The 16294-nt window shown below is 66.8% G+C and carries 17 protein-coding genes and 1 tRNA gene; 11 read left to right on the top strand and 7 right to left on the bottom strand.

The annotated features are described in order from the left end of the window. The first annotated feature begins 171 nt into the window (after window positions 1-171). From ACQ7JA_RS20810 to ACQ7JA_RS20820, 3 genes are all read left to right on the top strand, one after another. Window positions 172-963 carry a TorF family putative porin gene (locus ACQ7JA_RS20810; protein WP_430901257.1) on the top strand — a complete coding sequence of 264 codons (792 nt, stop codon included), beginning with the start codon at window positions 172-174 and terminating at the stop codon, window positions 961-963. A 16-nt stretch (window positions 964-979) separates the two neighbouring features. Beyond that, window positions 980-3010, top strand: a complete 2031-nt coding sequence (locus ACQ7JA_RS20815; RefSeq protein ID WP_430901259.1) for a methyl-accepting chemotaxis protein — start codon at window positions 980-982, stop codon at window positions 3008-3010. A 122-nt stretch (window positions 3011-3132) separates the two neighbouring features. Beyond that, complete coding sequence (locus ACQ7JA_RS20820; protein WP_430901261.1) at window positions 3133-4137, top strand: TraB/GumN family protein; 1005 nt, start codon at window positions 3133-3135, stop codon at window positions 4135-4137. 8 nt (window positions 4138-4145) lie between these two features. Here the strand turns inward: ACQ7JA_RS20820 and ACQ7JA_RS20825 are convergent, their stop codons facing one another. Further along, entirely contained in the window at window positions 4146-4382 is a 237-nt protein-coding gene (locus ACQ7JA_RS20825; protein ID WP_430901263.1) for a hypothetical protein, read from the bottom strand. A 14-nt stretch (window positions 4383-4396) separates the two neighbouring features. On the opposite strand from ACQ7JA_RS20825, the gene ACQ7JA_RS20830 reads away from it, so the two are divergent. The 3 genes from ACQ7JA_RS20830 (at window position 4397) to ACQ7JA_RS20840 (ending at window position 5971) form a co-directional block, all read left to right on the top strand. Further along, window positions 4397-4696, top strand: a complete 300-nt coding sequence (locus tag ACQ7JA_RS20830) for a hypothetical protein (protein ID WP_430901265.1) — start codon at window positions 4397-4399, stop codon at window positions 4694-4696. 12 nt (window positions 4697-4708) lie between these two features. Then, window positions 4709-4782: transfer RNA gene (locus ACQ7JA_RS20835), tRNA-Gly, on the top strand. A gap of 172 nt (window positions 4783-4954) precedes the next feature. Beyond that, a complete protein-coding gene (locus tag ACQ7JA_RS20840) occupies window positions 4955-5971 on the top strand; it encodes an acyltransferase family protein (RefSeq protein ID WP_430901267.1) in 1017 nt (338 codons plus the stop codon). A gap of 1 nt (window position 5972) precedes the next feature. Here ACQ7JA_RS20840 and ACQ7JA_RS20845 read toward each other — a convergent pair whose 3' ends face one another. Further along, window positions 5973-7250, bottom strand: a complete 1278-nt coding sequence (locus ACQ7JA_RS20845; protein ID WP_430901269.1) for a sialidase family protein — start codon at window positions 7248-7250, stop codon at window positions 5973-5975. Between the two features lie 62 nt (window positions 7251-7312). On the opposite strand from ACQ7JA_RS20845, the gene ACQ7JA_RS20850 reads away from it, so the two are divergent. Further along, complete coding sequence (locus tag ACQ7JA_RS20850; protein WP_430901271.1) at window positions 7313-8230, top strand: aldo/keto reductase; 918 nt, start codon at window positions 7313-7315, stop codon at window positions 8228-8230. After that, the gene (locus ACQ7JA_RS20855; protein WP_430901273.1) at window positions 8227-8901 is read left to right on the top strand and encodes a DUF6064 family protein; all 675 of its coding nucleotides are present in this window, start codon (window positions 8227-8229) and stop codon (window positions 8899-8901) included. The genes ACQ7JA_RS20850 and ACQ7JA_RS20855 overlap by 4 nt, the downstream gene beginning before the upstream one ends. On the opposite strand, the gene ACQ7JA_RS20860 is transcribed toward ACQ7JA_RS20855, so the two are convergent. Next, entirely contained in the window at window positions 8887-10002 is a 1116-nt protein-coding gene (locus ACQ7JA_RS20860; protein ID WP_430901275.1) for a succinylglutamate desuccinylase/aspartoacylase family protein, read from the bottom strand. The two genes, ACQ7JA_RS20855 and ACQ7JA_RS20860, sit on opposite strands and share 15 nt — an antisense overlap. 160 nt (window positions 10003-10162) lie before the next feature. On the opposite strand from ACQ7JA_RS20860, the gene trmB reads away from it, so the two are divergent. Further along, on the top strand, window positions 10163-10843 hold the full coding sequence (trmB, locus tag ACQ7JA_RS20865) for a tRNA (guanosine(46)-N7)-methyltransferase TrmB (RefSeq protein ID WP_430901277.1): 681 nt from the start codon (window positions 10163-10165) through the stop codon (window positions 10841-10843). A 147-nt stretch (window positions 10844-10990) separates the two neighbouring features. On the opposite strand, the gene ACQ7JA_RS20870 is transcribed toward trmB, so the two are convergent. From ACQ7JA_RS20870 to ACQ7JA_RS20880, 3 genes are read right to left on the bottom strand one after another with little or no spacing between them, the layout of a single operon-like run. Then, entirely contained in the window at window positions 10991-12301 is a 1311-nt protein-coding gene (locus tag ACQ7JA_RS20870) for a sugar MFS transporter (protein WP_430901279.1), read from the bottom strand. A gap of 34 nt (window positions 12302-12335) precedes the next feature. Continuing rightward, window positions 12336-14156, bottom strand: coding sequence for a DNA helicase RecQ (gene recQ / locus ACQ7JA_RS20875; protein ID WP_430901281.1), 1821 nt, complete (start codon window positions 14154-14156; stop codon window positions 12336-12338). 36 nt (window positions 14157-14192) lie between these two features. Further along, entirely contained in the window at window positions 14193-15026 is an 834-nt protein-coding gene (locus ACQ7JA_RS20880) for an undecaprenyl-diphosphate phosphatase (RefSeq protein ID WP_430901283.1), read from the bottom strand. A 224-nt stretch (window positions 15027-15250) separates the two neighbouring features. On the opposite strand from ACQ7JA_RS20880, the gene ACQ7JA_RS20885 reads away from it, so the two are divergent. Both ACQ7JA_RS20885 and ACQ7JA_RS20890 read left to right on the top strand, forming a co-directional pair. Beyond that, window positions 15251-15661: a hypothetical protein gene (locus ACQ7JA_RS20885; protein ID WP_430901285.1), complete on the top strand. Its 411-nt coding sequence runs from the start codon at window positions 15251-15253 to the stop codon at window positions 15659-15661. An 84-nt stretch (window positions 15662-15745) separates the two neighbouring features. Beyond that, complete coding sequence (locus ACQ7JA_RS20890) at window positions 15746-15949, top strand: hypothetical protein (protein WP_430901287.1); 204 nt, start codon at window positions 15746-15748, stop codon at window positions 15947-15949. A 7-nt stretch (window positions 15950-15956) separates the two neighbouring features. On the opposite strand, the gene ACQ7JA_RS20895 is transcribed toward ACQ7JA_RS20890, so the two are convergent. Continuing rightward, window positions 15957-16271, bottom strand: coding sequence for a hypothetical protein (locus tag ACQ7JA_RS20895; protein ID WP_430901289.1), 315 nt, complete (start codon window positions 16269-16271; stop codon window positions 15957-15959). Between the last annotated feature and the right edge of the window lie 23 nt (window positions 16272-16294).

Raw genomic sequence — 16294 nt, forward strand, 5'->3', positions numbered from 1 at the left:
CCGTCCGCCGGCGCGACTGTTGCGCCGGCGCCGCAAGGTGTAAAAAATTCTGTTATCGAATATTTACATTTTCGTGAATATTCACATTCGTCACGTAAAATTTCCGTACGGCACTAATTGCTGAGCGAGCGGAGGCGCCATGACGCCCCGCCGGATCTTGACGAGACTTCCATGACTTCCCTGTGCATCCGGCTCCTGCCGGCATTTTTGCTGGCGCCAGTCACCTGCGTCGCCCAGGCGGGCGACGCCGCCACCTCCACCGCGCCGGCGCTGACCACGAGCGCCACGCTCACCCTGGCCTCGCAGTACGTGTCGCGCGGCATGCGCCAGACCTGGGGCCGCCCCGCACTGCAAGCCGGTTTCGACGCCGTCCACGCGAGCGGCTGGTCGGCCGGCGCCTGGGCCTCGACCGTCAGCGACCGCTTCATCGAAGGCGGGCGCATCGAATGGGACCTGTATGGCGGCTACGCCGGCACGCTCGGTCCCCTCGGCTACAGCCTGACGGCGGTGCACTACCGCTACCCGGGCGCGCGCATCGGCGCCACCGGCACGAAATTCGACTACACCGAACTGGCGCCCGGCCTGGGCTACAAGTCCCTGTATGCGAAGTACTACCGCACCGTGTCGCGCGACTTCTTCGGCATCGCGAACGCGCGCGGCACCGGCTACCTGGACGTGGGCGCCAACCACGACCTGGGCGGCGGCTGGACGCTCAACCTGCACCTGGGCGACGGCCGCGTCGCCGGCGCCGGCAACGAGGTCTGGGACTGGCGCGACGCGAAGGCCGGCGTGACCAGGACCGTCGGCGCAGGCTGGAGCCTCGGCGCCGCCTATACCCGCGCCTGGGGCGCCACCGACGCCTACGACCGCTACACCACCGGCGTGGCGCGCGCAGACGGCGCGGTCGCCTATTCGAATCCCGCCAAGGGCACCTTCACCGTTAACCTCACCCGCACCTTCTGACACGCGATAGACGACCATGAACAAGCACACCGGCAGCACGCGCCGCGCCTCCTTTTCCCTCAATTCGCTGTCCCTGACCGCCAAGATCTGCATCACCGCCACCATGTTGGTGGTGGCGAGCATGGGCGTGACCTCCGCCTTCATCGCGGTCAAGAACAGCGCCAGCGCCGAGGAGTCGGCGATGCGCGAAGCGCGCACCCTGACGCTGGAGGCGTCGGCCCTGCTCAAGAGCCGCATCGCCGCCAACCTGGCCACGCTGGAAAGCGTCGCCACCACGCTGGGCGCCATGCAGGATGGCGGACAGGCGCTGACGCGCGAGCAGGTGGGCGCCCTGGTGCGCGCGACGCTGGTCGGTTCGGAAGACTTCATCGGCAGCTCGGCCGCCTACGAGCCGGATGCGCTGGACGGCCGCGACGCGGAGTTCGCCGGCCAGGCGCCGCTGTACGATGCCACCGGCCGCTACATGCCCTACTGGTCGCGTACGCCGGACGGCAAGGTGAACGTCGAGCCCATCGTGTTCGTGACCACCCCCGGCGGCAACGACTGGTACGACGTGCCGAAGGCCAGCGGCCGCTCGCACTTCACCGAGCCCTATCTGTACCCGATCGCCGGCAAGGACGTGCTGATCGCTTCGCTGGCCGCGCCGATCCGCGTGAACGGCCAGTTCAAGGGTGCGGTCACCGGCGACTTCCAGCTCACCAAGCTCGGCGCGATGCTGGCCGAGATGAAGATCATGGACCAGGGCACGCTGTCCCTGGTCTCGAACCGCGGCCTGTACGCCAGCAACAAGGATCACGCCCGCAACGGCAAGAAGGCCGACGACCTGCCGGCCGAGGCGCTGGCCGCGGTCGCCCAGGGCAAGTCCTACGAATACCGCGACGCCCAGGGCCTGGTGCACGTGCTGCAGCCGCTGCGCATCTCGCCCGATATCGCACCCTGGGCCATCTCGCTGACCTTTCCGCACAGCGTAGCGACCGCGCCGGCGCGCGAGCTGGCCGGCTACGCGGCGCTGGTCTCGGTGCTGTGCGCCGTGGCCGCCGTGTTCGTGATGGTGACGGTGCTGCGCCGCCTGACCCGTCCGCTGCGCGTGCTGGGCCACGCGATGACCGAGCTCTCGGGCGGCAACGCCGACCTGAGCGCCCGCCTGGAAGTGCGCGGCAACGACGAGCTGGCGGAAATCGCGCGCGGCTTCAACGTCTTCGTGGCCAAGATCCAGGACGTGCTGGCGCGCGTGCGCACCAGCTCCGACGCGGTGGCGGTGGCGTCCGGCGAGATCCGCCAGGGCAATGCCGACCTGTCGGTGCGCACCGAACAGCAGGCCGGCGCGCTTGAGGAAACCGCGGCGTCGATGGAAGAACTGAACAGCACCGTGAAGCAGAACGCCGACAACGCCCGCCAGGCCAAGCAGCTGGCCGGCTCCGCCAGCGACATCGCTGCGCGCGGCGGCGAGGTGGTGGCCCAGGTGGTCGACACCATGGCCTCGATCAGCGACGCATCGAAGAAGGTGGTAGACATCATCGGCGTCATCGACGGCATCGCCTTCCAGACCAATATCCTGGCGCTGAATGCGGCCGTCGAGGCGGCGCGCGCCGGCGAGCAGGGCCGCGGCTTCGCCGTGGTGGCGACCGAGGTGCGCAACCTGGCTCAACGCTCCGCCAGCGCGGCCAGGGAGATCAAGTCCCTGATCGGCGACTCGGTCGACAAGGTCAGCATGGGGACCATGCTGGTCGAGGAAGCCGGCAAGACCATGCACGACGTGGTGTCGAGCGTGCGCCGCGTCAGCGACATCGTCGCCGAGATCAGCGCGGCCAGCACCGAGCAGAGCGCCGGCATCGGCCAGGTCAACCAGGCCATCGTGCAGATGGACGGCGTGACCCAGCAGAACGCGGCCCTGGTCGAGGAAGCGGCCGCCGCGGCGGAAAGCCTGCAGGAGCAGGCCGCCACGCTGGTCGCCCTGGTGGGCGAATTCAGGCTCGAGGCGGCGGACGAAGCCCGGCCGGGCACGCTGGCCGCGGCGCCGGCAAGGCTGTCCCTGCAGGCGGCGTAAGGGCAGGGGCGCATCTCCGGCGTTCATGCGCCGCGCATGGAATCGCGGCTTACGGGCTTATTTAAGCATCGGCTCATCTTGCGGCACTACGCTTGGCGGACACCAACAAGAAGGATGTCCCGATGCTCAAACGCCTGCTCATCATCGCACTATGCCTGTCGTCGTGGGCCGCGCCGTCCTGGGCCCAGTCCGAACCCGAGGCTGTCCCCGCAGATGGCGCACCGCCGGCGCCGGAACAGATCCTGGTGGTCGGGCAGAAGCCCGGCCCCGGCATGTGGAAGGTGTCGAAGGACGGCCACGTGCTGTGGATCTTCGGCACCTACTCTCCGCTGCCGATCAGGATGGACTGGCGCTCGCACGAGGTCGACGCCGTCATCAAGCGTTCGCAGGAATACCTGGCGCCGCCCACTGCGAAACTCGACCTGCCCATCTTCGCCACCGCGCTGGCGCTGCCCCAGCTCATCGGCATCAAGAAGAATCCGGACGACGCCACCCTGCGCGACGTCCTGCCGCCGGAGGTGTACGCGCGCTGGCTGCCGCTCAAGGCAAAGTACCTGCCCAAGAACAAGGAACGGGAGCGCCCCATCATCGTGGCCAATGAGCTGTACGGCGCCGCGTTGCACCAGGCCGGGCTTACCACCAGCATCGAGGTGCGCAAGCAGATCGAGAAAATGGTGGACCAGAACAAGCTCAAGGTCACCCGCTCCACCGTCGACATCAAGGTCGACAACCCGCGCGCCATCCTGAAGGAATTCAAGAAGGCGCCGCTCGAGGACCTGGCCTGCTTCGCCGATACCTTGACGCGGCTGGAGACCGACATCGACGCGATGCGTGTCCGCGCGAATGCATGGGCCAAGGGCGATATCGCGGGCATCCGCAAGCTCGACTTCGTCGACCACCAGGAAAGCTGCAGCAACGTCATGCGCAACAACGCGGCGCTGCGCGACCACCCTTCCTTCAAGGAGGCCGAACCGCGCATGCGCGCGCTGTGGCTCGCGAATGCGCAAGCGGCGCTGGAGAAGAACGAATCGACCTTCGCGCTGCTGTCGATCAAGGACCTGCTCGATCCGAAGGGCCTGGTGGCCGCGCTGGCGGCGAAAGGCTATACCGTCGAGCAGCCGGAATAGGCAGATCCTCAACCGTAGAGATCGCGGCGCACCGCGTGGCTGTAATGCGCGTCGAGCCGGGCCGCTTTATTGCGGTCCGCCGGCAGGCTGGCGCGATCGATGTGCGATTCCGGCTTCCACAGGCCGGCGCGGTTGATCGCTTTGCCGCAATAGAACAGCACTTCGTCGACTGCCACCACGATGGCGGTCCTGGGCCGCTTGCCGTTCTCCGCCAGCTGATCGAGCAGTTCCGGCGTGGTGCCCACTGCTGCGCGAGGCCGTGCTGCGCGCGGCGGCCTGGCCGGCGGGCGAACTGGACGAACGTGGCGAGCGCATCGCCGGCGTGATCCTTGACGAGATCCGTACGCTGCCGGTCGATCCCCTCGGCCTGCTGCGCATCGCGCGGGCCATCCTCGACGAACCGTCCGACGAGCGCAGCCTGGAAGCATGGGCCGCCTGGGCCGCGATCGGCTATTCGACGCCGAGCACCTTCATCGCTTTGTTCAAGCGCACATTCGGGGCCACGCCGGCCGGCTATCGCGAGCGCCTTCGGTTGTCATCCCCAGCCAAACCCGCGTAGAATGCAGGCAACGCGGGTGTAGCTCAATGGTAGAGCAGGAGCTTCCCAAGCTTAAGACGAGGGTTCGATTCCCTTCACCCGCTCCAGTGCCTCGCGGCTGAACGCCCGTTCCATCTCCCCCGCACAGTCCACCGCTTCCCCCCACCTCGTTTGCTCGTGCTCCAGTCCGTCGAGGGCAAGGCAGGTATGTTGCCGCTCAGCATGTCATCTGCAGGAAATGTTCGGTCGCTAGCATGACCGCATTCCTGGAGAGTCCCGATGAGCACACACATTCCCTACCTCGACGGATGGCGCGGCCTGGCAATCGCTTGCCTGCTGACCGGGCACTTCTTTCCGGTGGCCGGCATCAATTTCGGTACCGTCGGCGTCGCGCTGTTCTTCGTGCTCTCGGGTCTGCTCATGGCGCGGGTGCTCTTCCTCCAGCGCGCCGAGTTCGGCGCCTTCTACCGGCGCCGCATCGCACGGGTGTTCCCGTCGGTCGCCGTCTACCTGGCCGCCATCACCTGCATCTACCTGCTGCTCGGCGAACCGGTCGTGCTCGCCGAACTGCTGCCGGCCATGAGCTTCACGAACAATTACTTCGTAACGGACAACTGGACCATGCCATTCGGGCACATCTGGTCCCTCAGCGTCGAGGAGCATTCGTATGTGGTCCTGTCGCTCGCGGCGGGATGGTCGCGCGTGCGCGGCGGTCGCGGCCTGTCCGCGATGGGACTCGTGCTCGGACTGGTCATCCTGGCGACGGGCGTGGTCTCCCTGGCGCCGGCGCTGGCGCCTTCGAACGCATTTCTCCGCACCGAAGTGGCGTCCTTCGGCATCCTCTTTTCAGGCTTTGCGCTGCTGGCCTTCCACTACGGCGGCATGCGTCCGGCATGGCGCTGGATGGCGCCCCTCATGCTGCTGATCGGCGTCGCCGCGCACTGGTGGAGCGTCCCTCCGGGTGTACGCGTCCTGCTGGGCTGGGGCGCCCTGGCGCTGGCGCTCAACACGATGGCGCATGCGCCCCGCCTCATCCTCGCGATGTTCGAGCAGGCATGGCTGCGCCGGCTGGGAACGGTGTCGTTCTCGCTCTATCTCTGGCAGCAGCCCTTTTACCAGTTGGTTCACCAGCGCGGCATGCCGCCGCTGCTGGGCCTCGCCCTGTCGATCGCCGTGGGGCTGGCGGCTTTCTACCTGATCGAGCGCCCGGCACGCACTTACCTCAACACGCGCTGGACGGGCAAGGCGAACCCGGCGCCCCCAGCGGCGAGCGACGCGCCGGCCCTCCAGCCCTAGCTCACCGGACGTCCTGCGCACGCATCAGCCGTACCCTGCTGCCGCGCCCTTGGGCCAGGCTGCTGTCGACAACCGCGATGGCGCCATCCCTGCCTGCGGCCAGCTTGTTCCCCAGGATGCCCTGCTGGCTGCCGCTGCGGCCATGCGCGTCTCCGCTGCCGGGAATGGAAGAGGGATCGCTGAAGCCGGCGCCCGCATCGACCACATGCCACATGCCCTTGCGATCCACCTGTTCCCAGGTGAGGTGCACGCGACCCTGCCCGTCGACGGCAAGCTGGGGCGCCGTCGCGCCCTTACCAGGCGTGGACAGCGTGCGCACGGCGCCGAAACGCAGGTCCGTGCCGGCGCGCGCGTAGCGGATCGCCGGCGCATCCTTGCCGGCTTGTTCCATGTACGCCAGATGCAGCCGGCCGCCGCGGCCGAGGGCCAGGCGCGGCGCATCCGCACGCGCAGCCGGCGCACCCAGGAGCACCGGCGGCCCGAAGGTGGCGCCGCCGTCGCGCGACCGGGCGACGCGGATGTCGGCGTCCGCATCTTCGCCGACGGTCCAGGCAAGGTAGACCAGGCCCCCGTCGCCGACGGCGAGCGCCGGGCCGCGCGCCGGAGAAGAGGCCGTGCCCGCGATGCGCTGGGGCGCCATGAAGCTGCCGCCCTTGTTGCGCGAGCGCGCCAGCCACAGCGCGCCGTCGTACTCGGTCCAGGCGGCGATCACGCTGCAGTTCGGGCCGGCCGCGATGTCCAGGCTGCCGTTCGACCAGATGTCGCGCGTTAAGCGTCCCTTGCCGTCGCCGCCCCTGGATGCCGACAGGTTCAGCGGCGTTGAAAAGGTGCGCCCGCCGTCAGGCGAGCGCGCGAACAGGATGTCGCCGCCGTGCGAGCCTCCTGAGAAGATAATCTCCTGCCAGAGCACGTGGAGCGCGCCTTCCTCGCCGCGGGCCAGGCGCGGCATCCACGAGAAGGTCGCCGGGCTGCGCGAGACGTCAACCGGTTCACCCCGCGGCTTGCCGTTCGCATCGAGCACGCGCAGCAGGACTTCCTTGCGCCGCTGGTCGACCCACGCGACCGCCAGCGCCCCACCAGGAAGGAAAACGGCGGTGGCGTCGTCGACGTAGTCGTAGTGCGAGTCGTTCTGGCGCCACGGTCCCCTGGTGCCGCCGCCCCTGGCGATCTCCACGACCGGCAGCCAGGACGGGGGGCGCGAGGCGGGCGCCGGAATGGCGGGCAGGGCCGCCAGCAGGACTGTGCCGGCGAGCAGCCGGCCAAGGCGATGGATGCGCATGTGAATTCCGGGACGCGGTATGCTGGCATCCTATCCGCCACGCCAGGGAGGGAGCGCCCGCCATGCAGTCCGACTTCCGTATCCGCCGCCGCGTGCTGGCCACGCTCGCAGTCCTGCCGGCCATCGCCACCGCCCAGCCACAAGGCCGTCCCGCACTCCTGACGCGCGCGATTCCCTCGTCCGGCGAGCAGATTCCCCTGGTCGGCCTGGGGAGCTGGATCACCTTCAACGTCGGCCGCGACCCACAGGCGCGCGCCGAATGCCAGGAAGTCATGCGTGCCTTCTTCGCGGGCGGCGGGCGGCTCATCGATTCCTCTCCCATGTACGGCTCGGCGCAGGACGTCATCGGCGAGGCCGTGGCGAAACTGCGTCCGGCCCAGCTGTTCTCGGCCGACAAGGTCTGGATCGGCTCCGGCGAGCAGGGACCAGGCCAGGCGGAAGCCTCGCGCCGCCTGTGGCGCGTGCCGCGCTTCGACCTGCTGCAGGTGCATAATCTCTTGGGGTGGGAAGCCCACTTGCCCATGCTGCTGCGCATGAAGAAGGAGGGCAAGCTGCGCTACGTCGGCATCACGACCTCGGAAGGGCGGCGCCATGGCGAGATCGAGAAGATCATGGCGAGCCAGCCGATCGACTTCGTGCAGGTCTCCTACAACCCGCTCGACCGGGAGGTCGAGCAGCGCATCCTGCCGTTGGCGCGCGAGCGCCGCATCGGCGTGATCGTCAACCGGCCCTTCCGCCAGGGCGACCTCACTGCGGCACTCAGCGGCAAGCGCCTGCCCGGCTGGGCCGCGGAGCTCGGGTGCGGCAGCTGGGCACAGGCCCTGCTCAAGTTCATCGTCGCGCATCCGGCGGTGACGTGCGCGATTCCTGCCACCTCGCAGGTCGCCCACGTGCGCGAGAACCTGCTCGCTGCAACCGGCGCGCTGCCCGACGAGGCGTTGCGCCGCCGGATCGTGCAGGATGTCGAAAGGCTGGCATGAGCGAGTGGTGGACCTATTCGCTATCGGATTTTTTGATGTTCTCGGCGAGGAGCTACTACCGCCAGTTCGCGCTGATGAACCGGGAGCTGTGGCCGCTGCATCTCCTGGCGCTGGCGGCCGGGGTGCTGCTGCTTGCCTGCATGCTGAAGCCGCGCGCGGCGGCATCCCGCGCCGCATTCGCCGCGCCGGCGCTGGCCTGGGCCTGGGTCGGCTGGGCTTATCACCTCGAGCGCTACGCGGACATCAACACGGGCGCGCCATGGTTCGCTGCCGGATTCGGTGTGCAGGCTGTGCTGCTGGCCTGGATGGCGCTGCGCACGGCAGCGCAGCCGGTAGCAGGCGTCCAGAGCTGGCTTGCACGGTCCCTGATGATCGCAGCCCTGGCCTATCCTCTGCTTGCGCCGCTCGCCGGACGCAGCCTGATGCAGGCGGAAGTCTTCGGGCTCGCGCCCGATCCGACTGTCGTCGCCACGCTCGGAGCATTGCTGTTCTGGCGCGCACCATGGGCGCTTTGGCTCATCCCCTTGGCGTGGTGTGCGATCAGCAGCGCGACGCTGTTCGAGTTGCGAGCGGCGCAGGGTTGGGTGCTTCCGCCCCTGGCACTGATTACTGTCGTGTTTGCGTTCAGGTTACCGGCAAGAGACCGACGACGTTCTTCAGGCGCTCAGTAGATCACCCGACCGGAACGACTCCGTCCCCGCGATCTTGCAAACGTGCATGCCCCGCAGCAAATGCCGATGCGCCGTACTGGCGAACAGCAGCCCGGCATGGCCAGAGGATAAGGTCGTCACCTGCCCGGTCACCGGATTGACGATGTCCGCCACCGGCTCGCCCGCCTCGACCATATCGCCCAGCCGCTTGTGGAAGACCAGCACCCCGGCGTGCGGCGCGGCCAGCGGTTCGACGGCGTTCAGCGGCGTCGCTCGGCAGGGCGTTTCCGGCAGCGGCAGCAGGGGAATGTCGAGCACGCCCGCATGGCCGAGGTATTGCAGGATGGCCTGGGCGTCGGCGCGCGCGTAGTCGTAGCGCACGTCGTTCTCGCCGCGCAGCTCGACGGTGACGGCGGCGCAGGCCGGCGGGATCGCCGTGCCCTCGAAATGGTCGGCCAGGTCCCACCACAGGCGGCTGCAGGCTTCGTCGAAGGCTTCGCCGCCCGAGGCCTTGGCGACCAGCAGCACGCGCGCGCCGAGCAAGGCGGTGAGTGGGGCGACCGTCTCCACCAGTGGCGTGCCGGTGTACATGTGCATCAGCGCTTCGTTGTCGCAGTGTAGGTCGAGCACGATGTCGGCGTCGATCGCCATCGACAGCAGGGTCTTCTTGAGCGTCTCGACGTCGTCCTTCGGTTCCCACAGGGAGACCTGCTGGCGCGCTTCCTCGCGGATGAGAAGCACGTTGGCGTCGATGTCGCTTCCCAGCCGGCCGTCGAGCGACTTCTTCAGCGCGTCGGCGACGTGCAGGTACATGCGGTTGAAGTTGATCCCGGTCGGCAGGTGGTAGCGGCCGAAGGGGGCGCCGTGGATGACCTGGGACAGGCCGATGGGGTTGGCCGCCGGCACCAGGATGATCTCGCCCTTGACCTTCCCTTCGGCATCGAGGCGATCGAATTCCTGGCGCAGCAGGTGGGCCACCAGCATGGCCGGCACCTCGTCGGCGTGCACGGCGGCCTGGATGTAGACCTTCTTGCCGCTGCCCGGGCTGCCGTAGTGGATGGACGTCAGGTGGGCGGTGGCGACGTTCTCGTCGATGGCGATCGGGTGTTTCAGCGAATGCATGGCGGGCGCTTCCTGGGCTCGGCAAGGGAAAACCTGATTATGCGCGATTCCGGCGCGGCGCTTCGCACGTTGGCGCCTGGGCTATAATGACAGCCGTTTTTCCTCACCTCTTCTTCCCATGTCTCTTGAAAAGCCTCCCAACAACGGCCCGGCGCGGCAAATGCTTTACGATCCGACCGAACACCGCATCCGTAGCTTCGTCACGCGGGCCGGCCGCCTGTCGACGGCGCAGGCGCGCGCGCTGGAAGAGCTGGGACCGAAGTACCTGGTCGAGTACAAGCGCGAAGCGCTGGACCTTGAGGCCGCCTTCGGCCGCAAGGCGCCGGTGATCCTGGAGATCGGCTTCGGCATGGGCGACACCACCGCGCACATCGCGCGCCTGATGCCGGAGAAGGATTTCATCGGTGTCGAGGTGCACACGCCGGGCGTGGGCAGCTTGCTCAAGCAGATCGGCGAGCAGGGCATTACAAATTTGCGCCTGATCCAGCACGACGTGGTCGAGGTGCTGAACCACATGATCGCCGACGGCTCGCTGGCCGGCGTGCACGTGTTCTTCCCCGACCCCTGGCACAAGGCGCGCCACAACAAGCGCCGCCTGATCCAGCCGCCATTCGTGAAGGTCCTGTGCGACAAGCTGGCGCCGGGCGGCTATATCCATTGCGCGACCGACTGGGAAGACTACGCGGTGCAGATGCTGGACGTGCTGGGCAAGGAGCCGCAGCTGCAGAACACGGCCGAGGGCTATGCGCCGCAGCCGGAATACCGTCCGTTGACCAAGTTCGAGAATCGTGGCATCAAGCTGGGCCACGGGGTGTGGGATCTCGTCTTCACCAAAAAATAACCCGGCTGTCGCCGGGTTGCCGTAGGGTGGACGGCTTCGCCGTCCGCGCGTTCAAATCACCGATGAATTGACGCGGCGCGACGATTCACAGTGTCGTTGAACGCGCGGACGGGAGACCGTGATTTGGTCCACTGGACCAAATCACCCCTACGAGACCGCTACCTGGGACCTGCGCGCGTACCAGCCGAAGTACAGGATCACCGCATAACAGATCGCCGGCACCACCAGCGACATCTTCAGGCCGGCCTCGTCGGCCACATGGCCCATCAGGAGCGGCACGATGGCGCCGCCCACGATCGCCACGCACAGCAGCCCCGAACCTTCCGCCGCGCGCTTGCCCAGCCCTTCGCAGGCGAGGGTGAAGATGGTCGGGAACATGATCGAGTTGAACAGGCCGATGGCCAGCAGCGACCAGCCGGAGAGCGCGCCGGTGGACAGGCCCGACACCAGCAGCAGGCCGATGGTCGCGAGCGCGGCGAAGGCCAGCACCTTGCCCGGCGCGACCAGGCGCAGGAGGCCCGCGCCGATGAAGCGGCCGATCATCGCGCCGCCCCAGTACAGCGGCACGTGCTTGCCTGCTTCCTCGGCGCCAAGCCCCAGCACCTGCGACTCCATCAGGTAGTTCACGATGATCGAGCCGATCGCTACTTCCGCACCCACATACAGGAAGATGCACAGCGCGCCGAGCGCGAAGCGCGGCTGCTTGAGCAAGTCGAAGGCCTGCAGGATGCTTTCCGTCGGCGCCGCCGTCTCCACCAGCTTGCGGCGGTTCAGCCACACGGCGAAGGCCAGCAGGCCCAGCGCGATCGCCAGGCCGATATAGGTGTTGACCACCACGCGCGTCTCTTCCTGGCGGTAGGCGTCGAGCGCCGCGCCGCTCAGGGTGGTGACGTCGACCGTGGCGAGCGAACCCAGGATCAGGATCGCGCCGACATACGGAAAGACGGTGGTGCCGAGCGAGTTGAAGGCCTGGGCGAAGGTCAGGCGGCTCGATGCCGTCTGCGGCTTGCCCAGCATCGAGATCAGCGGGTTGGCCACCACCTGCACGATGGTGATGCCCGAGGCCAGCACGAACAGCGCCAGCAGGAAGGTCACGAACACGCCGGAGTAGGAAGCCGGGATGAACAGCAGGCAGCCCACCGCCATCGTCACCAGGCCCACCACGGCCGAGCGCATGTAGCCGATGCGCTGGACGATGGCCGCCGCCGGGATCGAGACGAAGAAGTAGGCGGCGAAGAAGGCCGACTGCACCAGCATCGCCTGGGCGTAGCTGAGGGTGAACAGGTCCTTCAGTTTCGGGATGATCACGTCGTTCAGGCTCGTGATGCCGCCGAAGACGAAGAACAGCGCGAAGACGAAGCTTTGCAGCCCCGGGACATTCACGGGAACGTAAGCGTCGGCGCCATCCTTGGAAGGCGCGGCGGTGGTGCTGGTGGGAGTGGGTGTCGGAATTGCCATGGTGTCTTGGATTGAATTGAATCAATCCAAGACACTACATCATCTCGTTGATGATGGCGACGATTTCGTCGCCGTAGGACACCAGCTTCTTCTCGCCCACGCCGGACACGCCGCGCAGCGCGTCGATCGAGGCCGGCTTGACCTTGGCGATCTCGCGCAGGGTCGCATCCTGGAACACGACATAGGCCGGCACGCCGTGTTCGCGCGCGGTGCCCATGCGCCAGGAGCGCAGGCGCTCGAAGATCTGCTGCTCGGAGCGCGACAGCTCCATTTCCTCGTAGCCGCTGCTGCGCGACGAGGGCCGCTTGGCCTTGACCGGTTTCTGGTACTGGCGCAGCTGCACTTTTTGTTCTCCCTTGAGCACCGGGCGTGCGGCATCGGTCAGCTTGAGGGAACTGAAGGCGTCGTGGTCGACCGTGACGAAGCCGAGCGCGATCGCCTGGCGCACGATGGCGCGCCACTCCTGTTCGGAGCGGTCGGCGCCGACGCCATAGACGGTCAGTTTGTCGTGGTGCCACTGGCTGATGCGTTCGGTCTGGGCGCCGCGCAGCACGTCGATCACGTGGCCGGCCGCAAAGCGCTGGTCGACGCGATAGACGGTGGACAGCAGCTTTTGCATCGGCACCGTGCCGTCGACCTGCACCGGCGGAATCAGGCAGGTGTCGCAATTGCCGCAGGGGCCGGAGCGTTCGCCGAAGTAATCCAGCAGGCGCATGCGCCGGCAGCTGAGCGTTTCGCACAGGCCGAGCATGGCGTCGAGCTTCATCGACAGCACGCGCTTGAAGGTCTCGTCGGCCTCGGATTCGTCGATCATCCGGCGCTGCAGCACCACGTCCTGCAAACCATAGGCCATCCAGGCGCTGGCGGGCGCGCCGTCGCGGCCGGCGCGGCCGGTCTCCTGGTAGTAGCCCTCGATGCTCTTGGGGAGGTCGAGGTGGCAGACGTAGCGCACGTCCGGCTTGTCGATGCCCATGCCGAAGGCGATCGTCGCCACCATCGTGATGTTGTCTTCGCGGAGAAAACGCGACTGGTTGGCGGCGCGTACGCTGTGCTCCATGCCGGCGTGGTAGGGCAGGGCGCGGATGCCGTTCTCGTTCAGGAAGTCGGCGGTTTCCTCGACTTTTTTACGCGACAGGCAGTAGACGATGCCGGAATCCTGCGGGTGCTCGCTCGAGATGAAATCGATCAGCTGCTTGCGGCCGGTGGTCTTCTCGACGATGGAATAGCGGATGTTCGGGCGGTCGAACGACGAGACGAACTGGCGCGCATCGTCGAGCTGCAGGCGGTGCGCGATTTCGGCGCGGGTCTGCTGGTCGGCGGTCGCGGTGAGGGCGATGCGCGGGATGTTGGGGTAGCGCTCGTGCAGGACCGACAGGCGGATGTACTCGGGCCGGAAGTCGTGGCCCCACTGCGAGACGCAGTGCGCCTCGTCGATGGCGAACAGGGCGATCGGCGAAGCGTCGAACAGCTCCAGGCAGCGCTGCGTCAACAGGCGCTCGGGCGCCACGTAGACGAGGTCGATCTCGCCATTGCGCACCAGGCGCTCGATGCGCAGGGTTTCTTCGAAGGTCTGCGTGGAGTTGAGGAAGGCGGCGCGCACGCCGACTTCTTCCAGCGCATCCACCTGGTCCTGCATCAGCGCGATGAGCGGAGACACGACCACGCCGACCCCGTCGCGCAGCAGCGCGGGGATCTGGTAGCACAGCGACTTGCCGCCGCCGGTGGGCATCAGGACGAGGGCGTCGCCGCCGCCCGCCACGTGTTCGACGATCTCGGCTTGCTGCCCGCGGAAGGCGGGATAGCCGAAGACCGTCTCGAGGACGTGCAGCGCGCGCGCTTGAAGCTCGGAAGTCATGCTGAAATTGTTCTTACTGAAATAGCTGCTGGATGGTTATTCCGCCCAGGTCACCAGATCGAAGTGCGCGGTCACGAGAACGAGGAGTCCGAATACGATACGGTACCAGGCGAAGATCGTGAAGTCGTGGGTGCTGATGTAGCGCAGCAGCCAGCGCACGCACAGGAAGGCCGAGCCGAAAGCGGCCAGGCCGCCCAGGCCGAACATCGGGATGTCGGCCATCGACAGCAGGTGACGCTCCTTCACCACCGAGTACACGGTGGCAGAGAGCAATGTCGGGATCGCCAGGAAGAAGGAAAATTCGGTTGCGGCCTTGCGCGACAGGCCGAACAGCATGCCGCCAATAATGGTCGCGCCGGAACGGCTGGTGCCGGGAATCAGGGCGAAGGCCTGGGCGACACCTACCTTGAGGGCATCGAGCGGGCTCATGTCGTCCACGCTTTCCACGCGCGCCACGTGCTTGTCGCCGGTATGGCGGCGTTCCACCCACAGGATGATCAGGCCGCCGACGATGAAGGCGGTCGCGACCGGCACCGGCGAGAACAGTTCCGCCTTGATCGTCTCGTTGAACAGGAAGCCGAGCACGGCCGCCGGGATGAAGGCGATGATCAGGTTCGTCACGAACTTGCGCTGCTTCGGATCCGAGCCCAGGCCGGTGGCCACATTGGCGATGCGCTGGCGGTATTCCCAGATCACGGCCAGCATGGCGCCGGCCTGGATCGCGATTTCGAAGACCTTGACCTTGTCGCCGGTGAAATTGAGCAGGCTGCCCGCCAGGATCAGGTGGCCGGTGGAAGAGATCGGGAGGAACTCGGTGAAGCCCTCGACCAGGCCCATGATGATCGCCTTGATGGCGAGAACGATATCCATGAAGTCCTAACTTGTTCGGCGATGAAGGTGGTAATGGATGAGTTGTAGAGGTGCGGCGGGGTCGAAGCTTAGCATGCGCGAGACCGACGCCATTGCGCGCGTCCGCCTCTTGTGCCCAGTATGAGATTGTACCGCGTGGACATTACCGCTGGGTTATTACGCGTGCGAGACATATGCATTTCTGTCGTGCGCCGGCCCCGCGAACGCGTGCTACACTCAACTCCATGAGTATTTTCGTGGTCCTCATCCTTGCCGCGCTCGCCTGGGCGGCATTCCATGGTTGGCAACTGCCCAACGCCTTGCGTTACCGCCCCTCCCAGGGCCGGGCCTGGCGCAGCTCATTCCCCGCCGCTTCCCGTAAAGACATTCGCGACTTCCTGTCGGTGTTCGTGTCGGCCTTTTCCTGCCGTGACAGCGAAAAGCTGCACTTCCGCCCCGACGACGAAGTGCTCGGCATCTACCGCGCCGTCAAGCCGACCCGCCGGCTGCCGGACGCGCAGGAGCTCGAAGCGCTGGCGAAGGCGCTGCGCGACAAGTACGGCCTGATGCTCGACGAGATCTGGCACGAGGGATTGACCTTGGGCGGGTTGTTCCAGCGGGTGCAGCAGGCGCGCGGCAAAGCGGCTGCGGCCTGAGCGCTCGCAGCCCTGCCTGCAGATTACCCGCCTTGGGTAAGGCGGGCTCTTGTATTTATGGCAGCACGTTCCCACGTGCCGGCCATGCTCAAGCAAAAACTCAACTGGAAGCGGCCGCTGTTCTATCTGCTGCTGCCGATCTTCCTCGTGATGGTCTTCCTCGGCTTTCCATTGCCCGTCGCGCCGCCGCCTGCCGCCAAGCCGGCGCAGGAGCAGACTGCGGTCGTGAAAAAGAAGAAAAAGCGTATCGGATTGTTCGTGTCCGAGGCCGATCGCGAGGGCCCTTAATCGCCGGCTAGTCCAGCTTCCGGACGGCGACGGTATCCGCCTTGATGGTGATGTCGCCGAAATCGCCTTCGAGCACCAGCACGCCATCGGAACCGCCGATGCTCTCGAGCTCGCCGAGCACGCCCATGTTGTGCCGATTCGTCAGGTTGCCTCGCATACGGACCTCACCGAAGGTGACCTCGATCCGCGTTGCGCCTTGATTCCATGCCGACAGCGCGTAGCAGCTTCCGTCCTTGGTACGCACCACTATTTCGAAACGACGGTGGGCCTGATCCAGGCTGATCGTCAGCACATCGCCTTCTTCTAGCTCGTACAGATCCATGGATGAATTATCTGTTGAAAGCC

The organism is Massilia sp. BKSP1R2A-1 (assembly GCF_050586525.1).
Lineage (GTDB): Bacteria > Pseudomonadota > Gammaproteobacteria > Burkholderiales > Burkholderiaceae_D > Telluria.

What these genes read in the sequence shown, in the direction of transcription:
- ACQ7JA_RS20855 (WP_430901273.1), top strand. Translation starts at nt 8,227, where the DNA reads ATGAGCGAGTGGTGGACCTATTCGCTATCGGATTTTTTGATGTTCTCG.
- trmB (WP_430901277.1), top strand. Translation starts at nt 10,163, where the DNA reads ATGCTTTACGATCCGACCGAACACCGCATCCGTAGCTTCGTCACGCGG.
- ACQ7JA_RS20860 (WP_430901275.1), bottom strand. Translation starts at nt 10,002, where the DNA reads ATGCATTCGCTGAAACACCCGATCGCCATCGACGAGAACGTCGCCACC.
- ACQ7JA_RS20810 (WP_430901257.1), top strand. Translation starts at nt 172, where the DNA reads ATGACTTCCCTGTGCATCCGGCTCCTGCCGGCATTTTTGCTGGCGCCA.
- ACQ7JA_RS20870 (WP_430901279.1), bottom strand. Translation starts at nt 12,301, where the DNA reads ATGGCAATTCCGACACCCACTCCCACCAGCACCACCGCCGCGCCTTCC.
- ACQ7JA_RS20845 (WP_430901269.1), bottom strand. Translation starts at nt 7,250, where the DNA reads ATGCGCATCCATCGCCTTGGCCGGCTGCTCGCCGGCACAGTCCTGCTG.
- recQ (WP_430901281.1), bottom strand. Translation starts at nt 14,156, where the DNA reads ATGACTTCCGAGCTTCAAGCGCGCGCGCTGCACGTCCTCGAGACGGTC.
- ACQ7JA_RS20840 (WP_430901267.1), top strand. Translation starts at nt 4,955, where the DNA reads ATGAGCACACACATTCCCTACCTCGACGGATGGCGCGGCCTGGCAATC.
- ACQ7JA_RS20895 (WP_430901289.1), bottom strand. Translation starts at nt 16,271, where the DNA reads ATGGATCTGTACGAGCTAGAAGAAGGCGATGTGCTGACGATCAGCCTG.
- ACQ7JA_RS20850 (WP_430901271.1), top strand. Translation starts at nt 7,313, where the DNA reads ATGCAGTCCGACTTCCGTATCCGCCGCCGCGTGCTGGCCACGCTCGCA.
- ACQ7JA_RS20885 (WP_430901285.1), top strand. Translation starts at nt 15,251, where the DNA reads ATGAGTATTTTCGTGGTCCTCATCCTTGCCGCGCTCGCCTGGGCGGCA.
- ACQ7JA_RS20815 (WP_430901259.1), top strand. Translation starts at nt 980, where the DNA reads ATGAACAAGCACACCGGCAGCACGCGCCGCGCCTCCTTTTCCCTCAAT.
- ACQ7JA_RS20880 (WP_430901283.1), bottom strand. Translation starts at nt 15,026, where the DNA reads ATGGATATCGTTCTCGCCATCAAGGCGATCATCATGGGCCTGGTCGAG.
- ACQ7JA_RS20890 (WP_430901287.1), top strand. Translation starts at nt 15,746, where the DNA reads ATGCTCAAGCAAAAACTCAACTGGAAGCGGCCGCTGTTCTATCTGCTG.
- ACQ7JA_RS20820 (WP_430901261.1), top strand. Translation starts at nt 3,133, where the DNA reads ATGCTCAAACGCCTGCTCATCATCGCACTATGCCTGTCGTCGTGGGCC.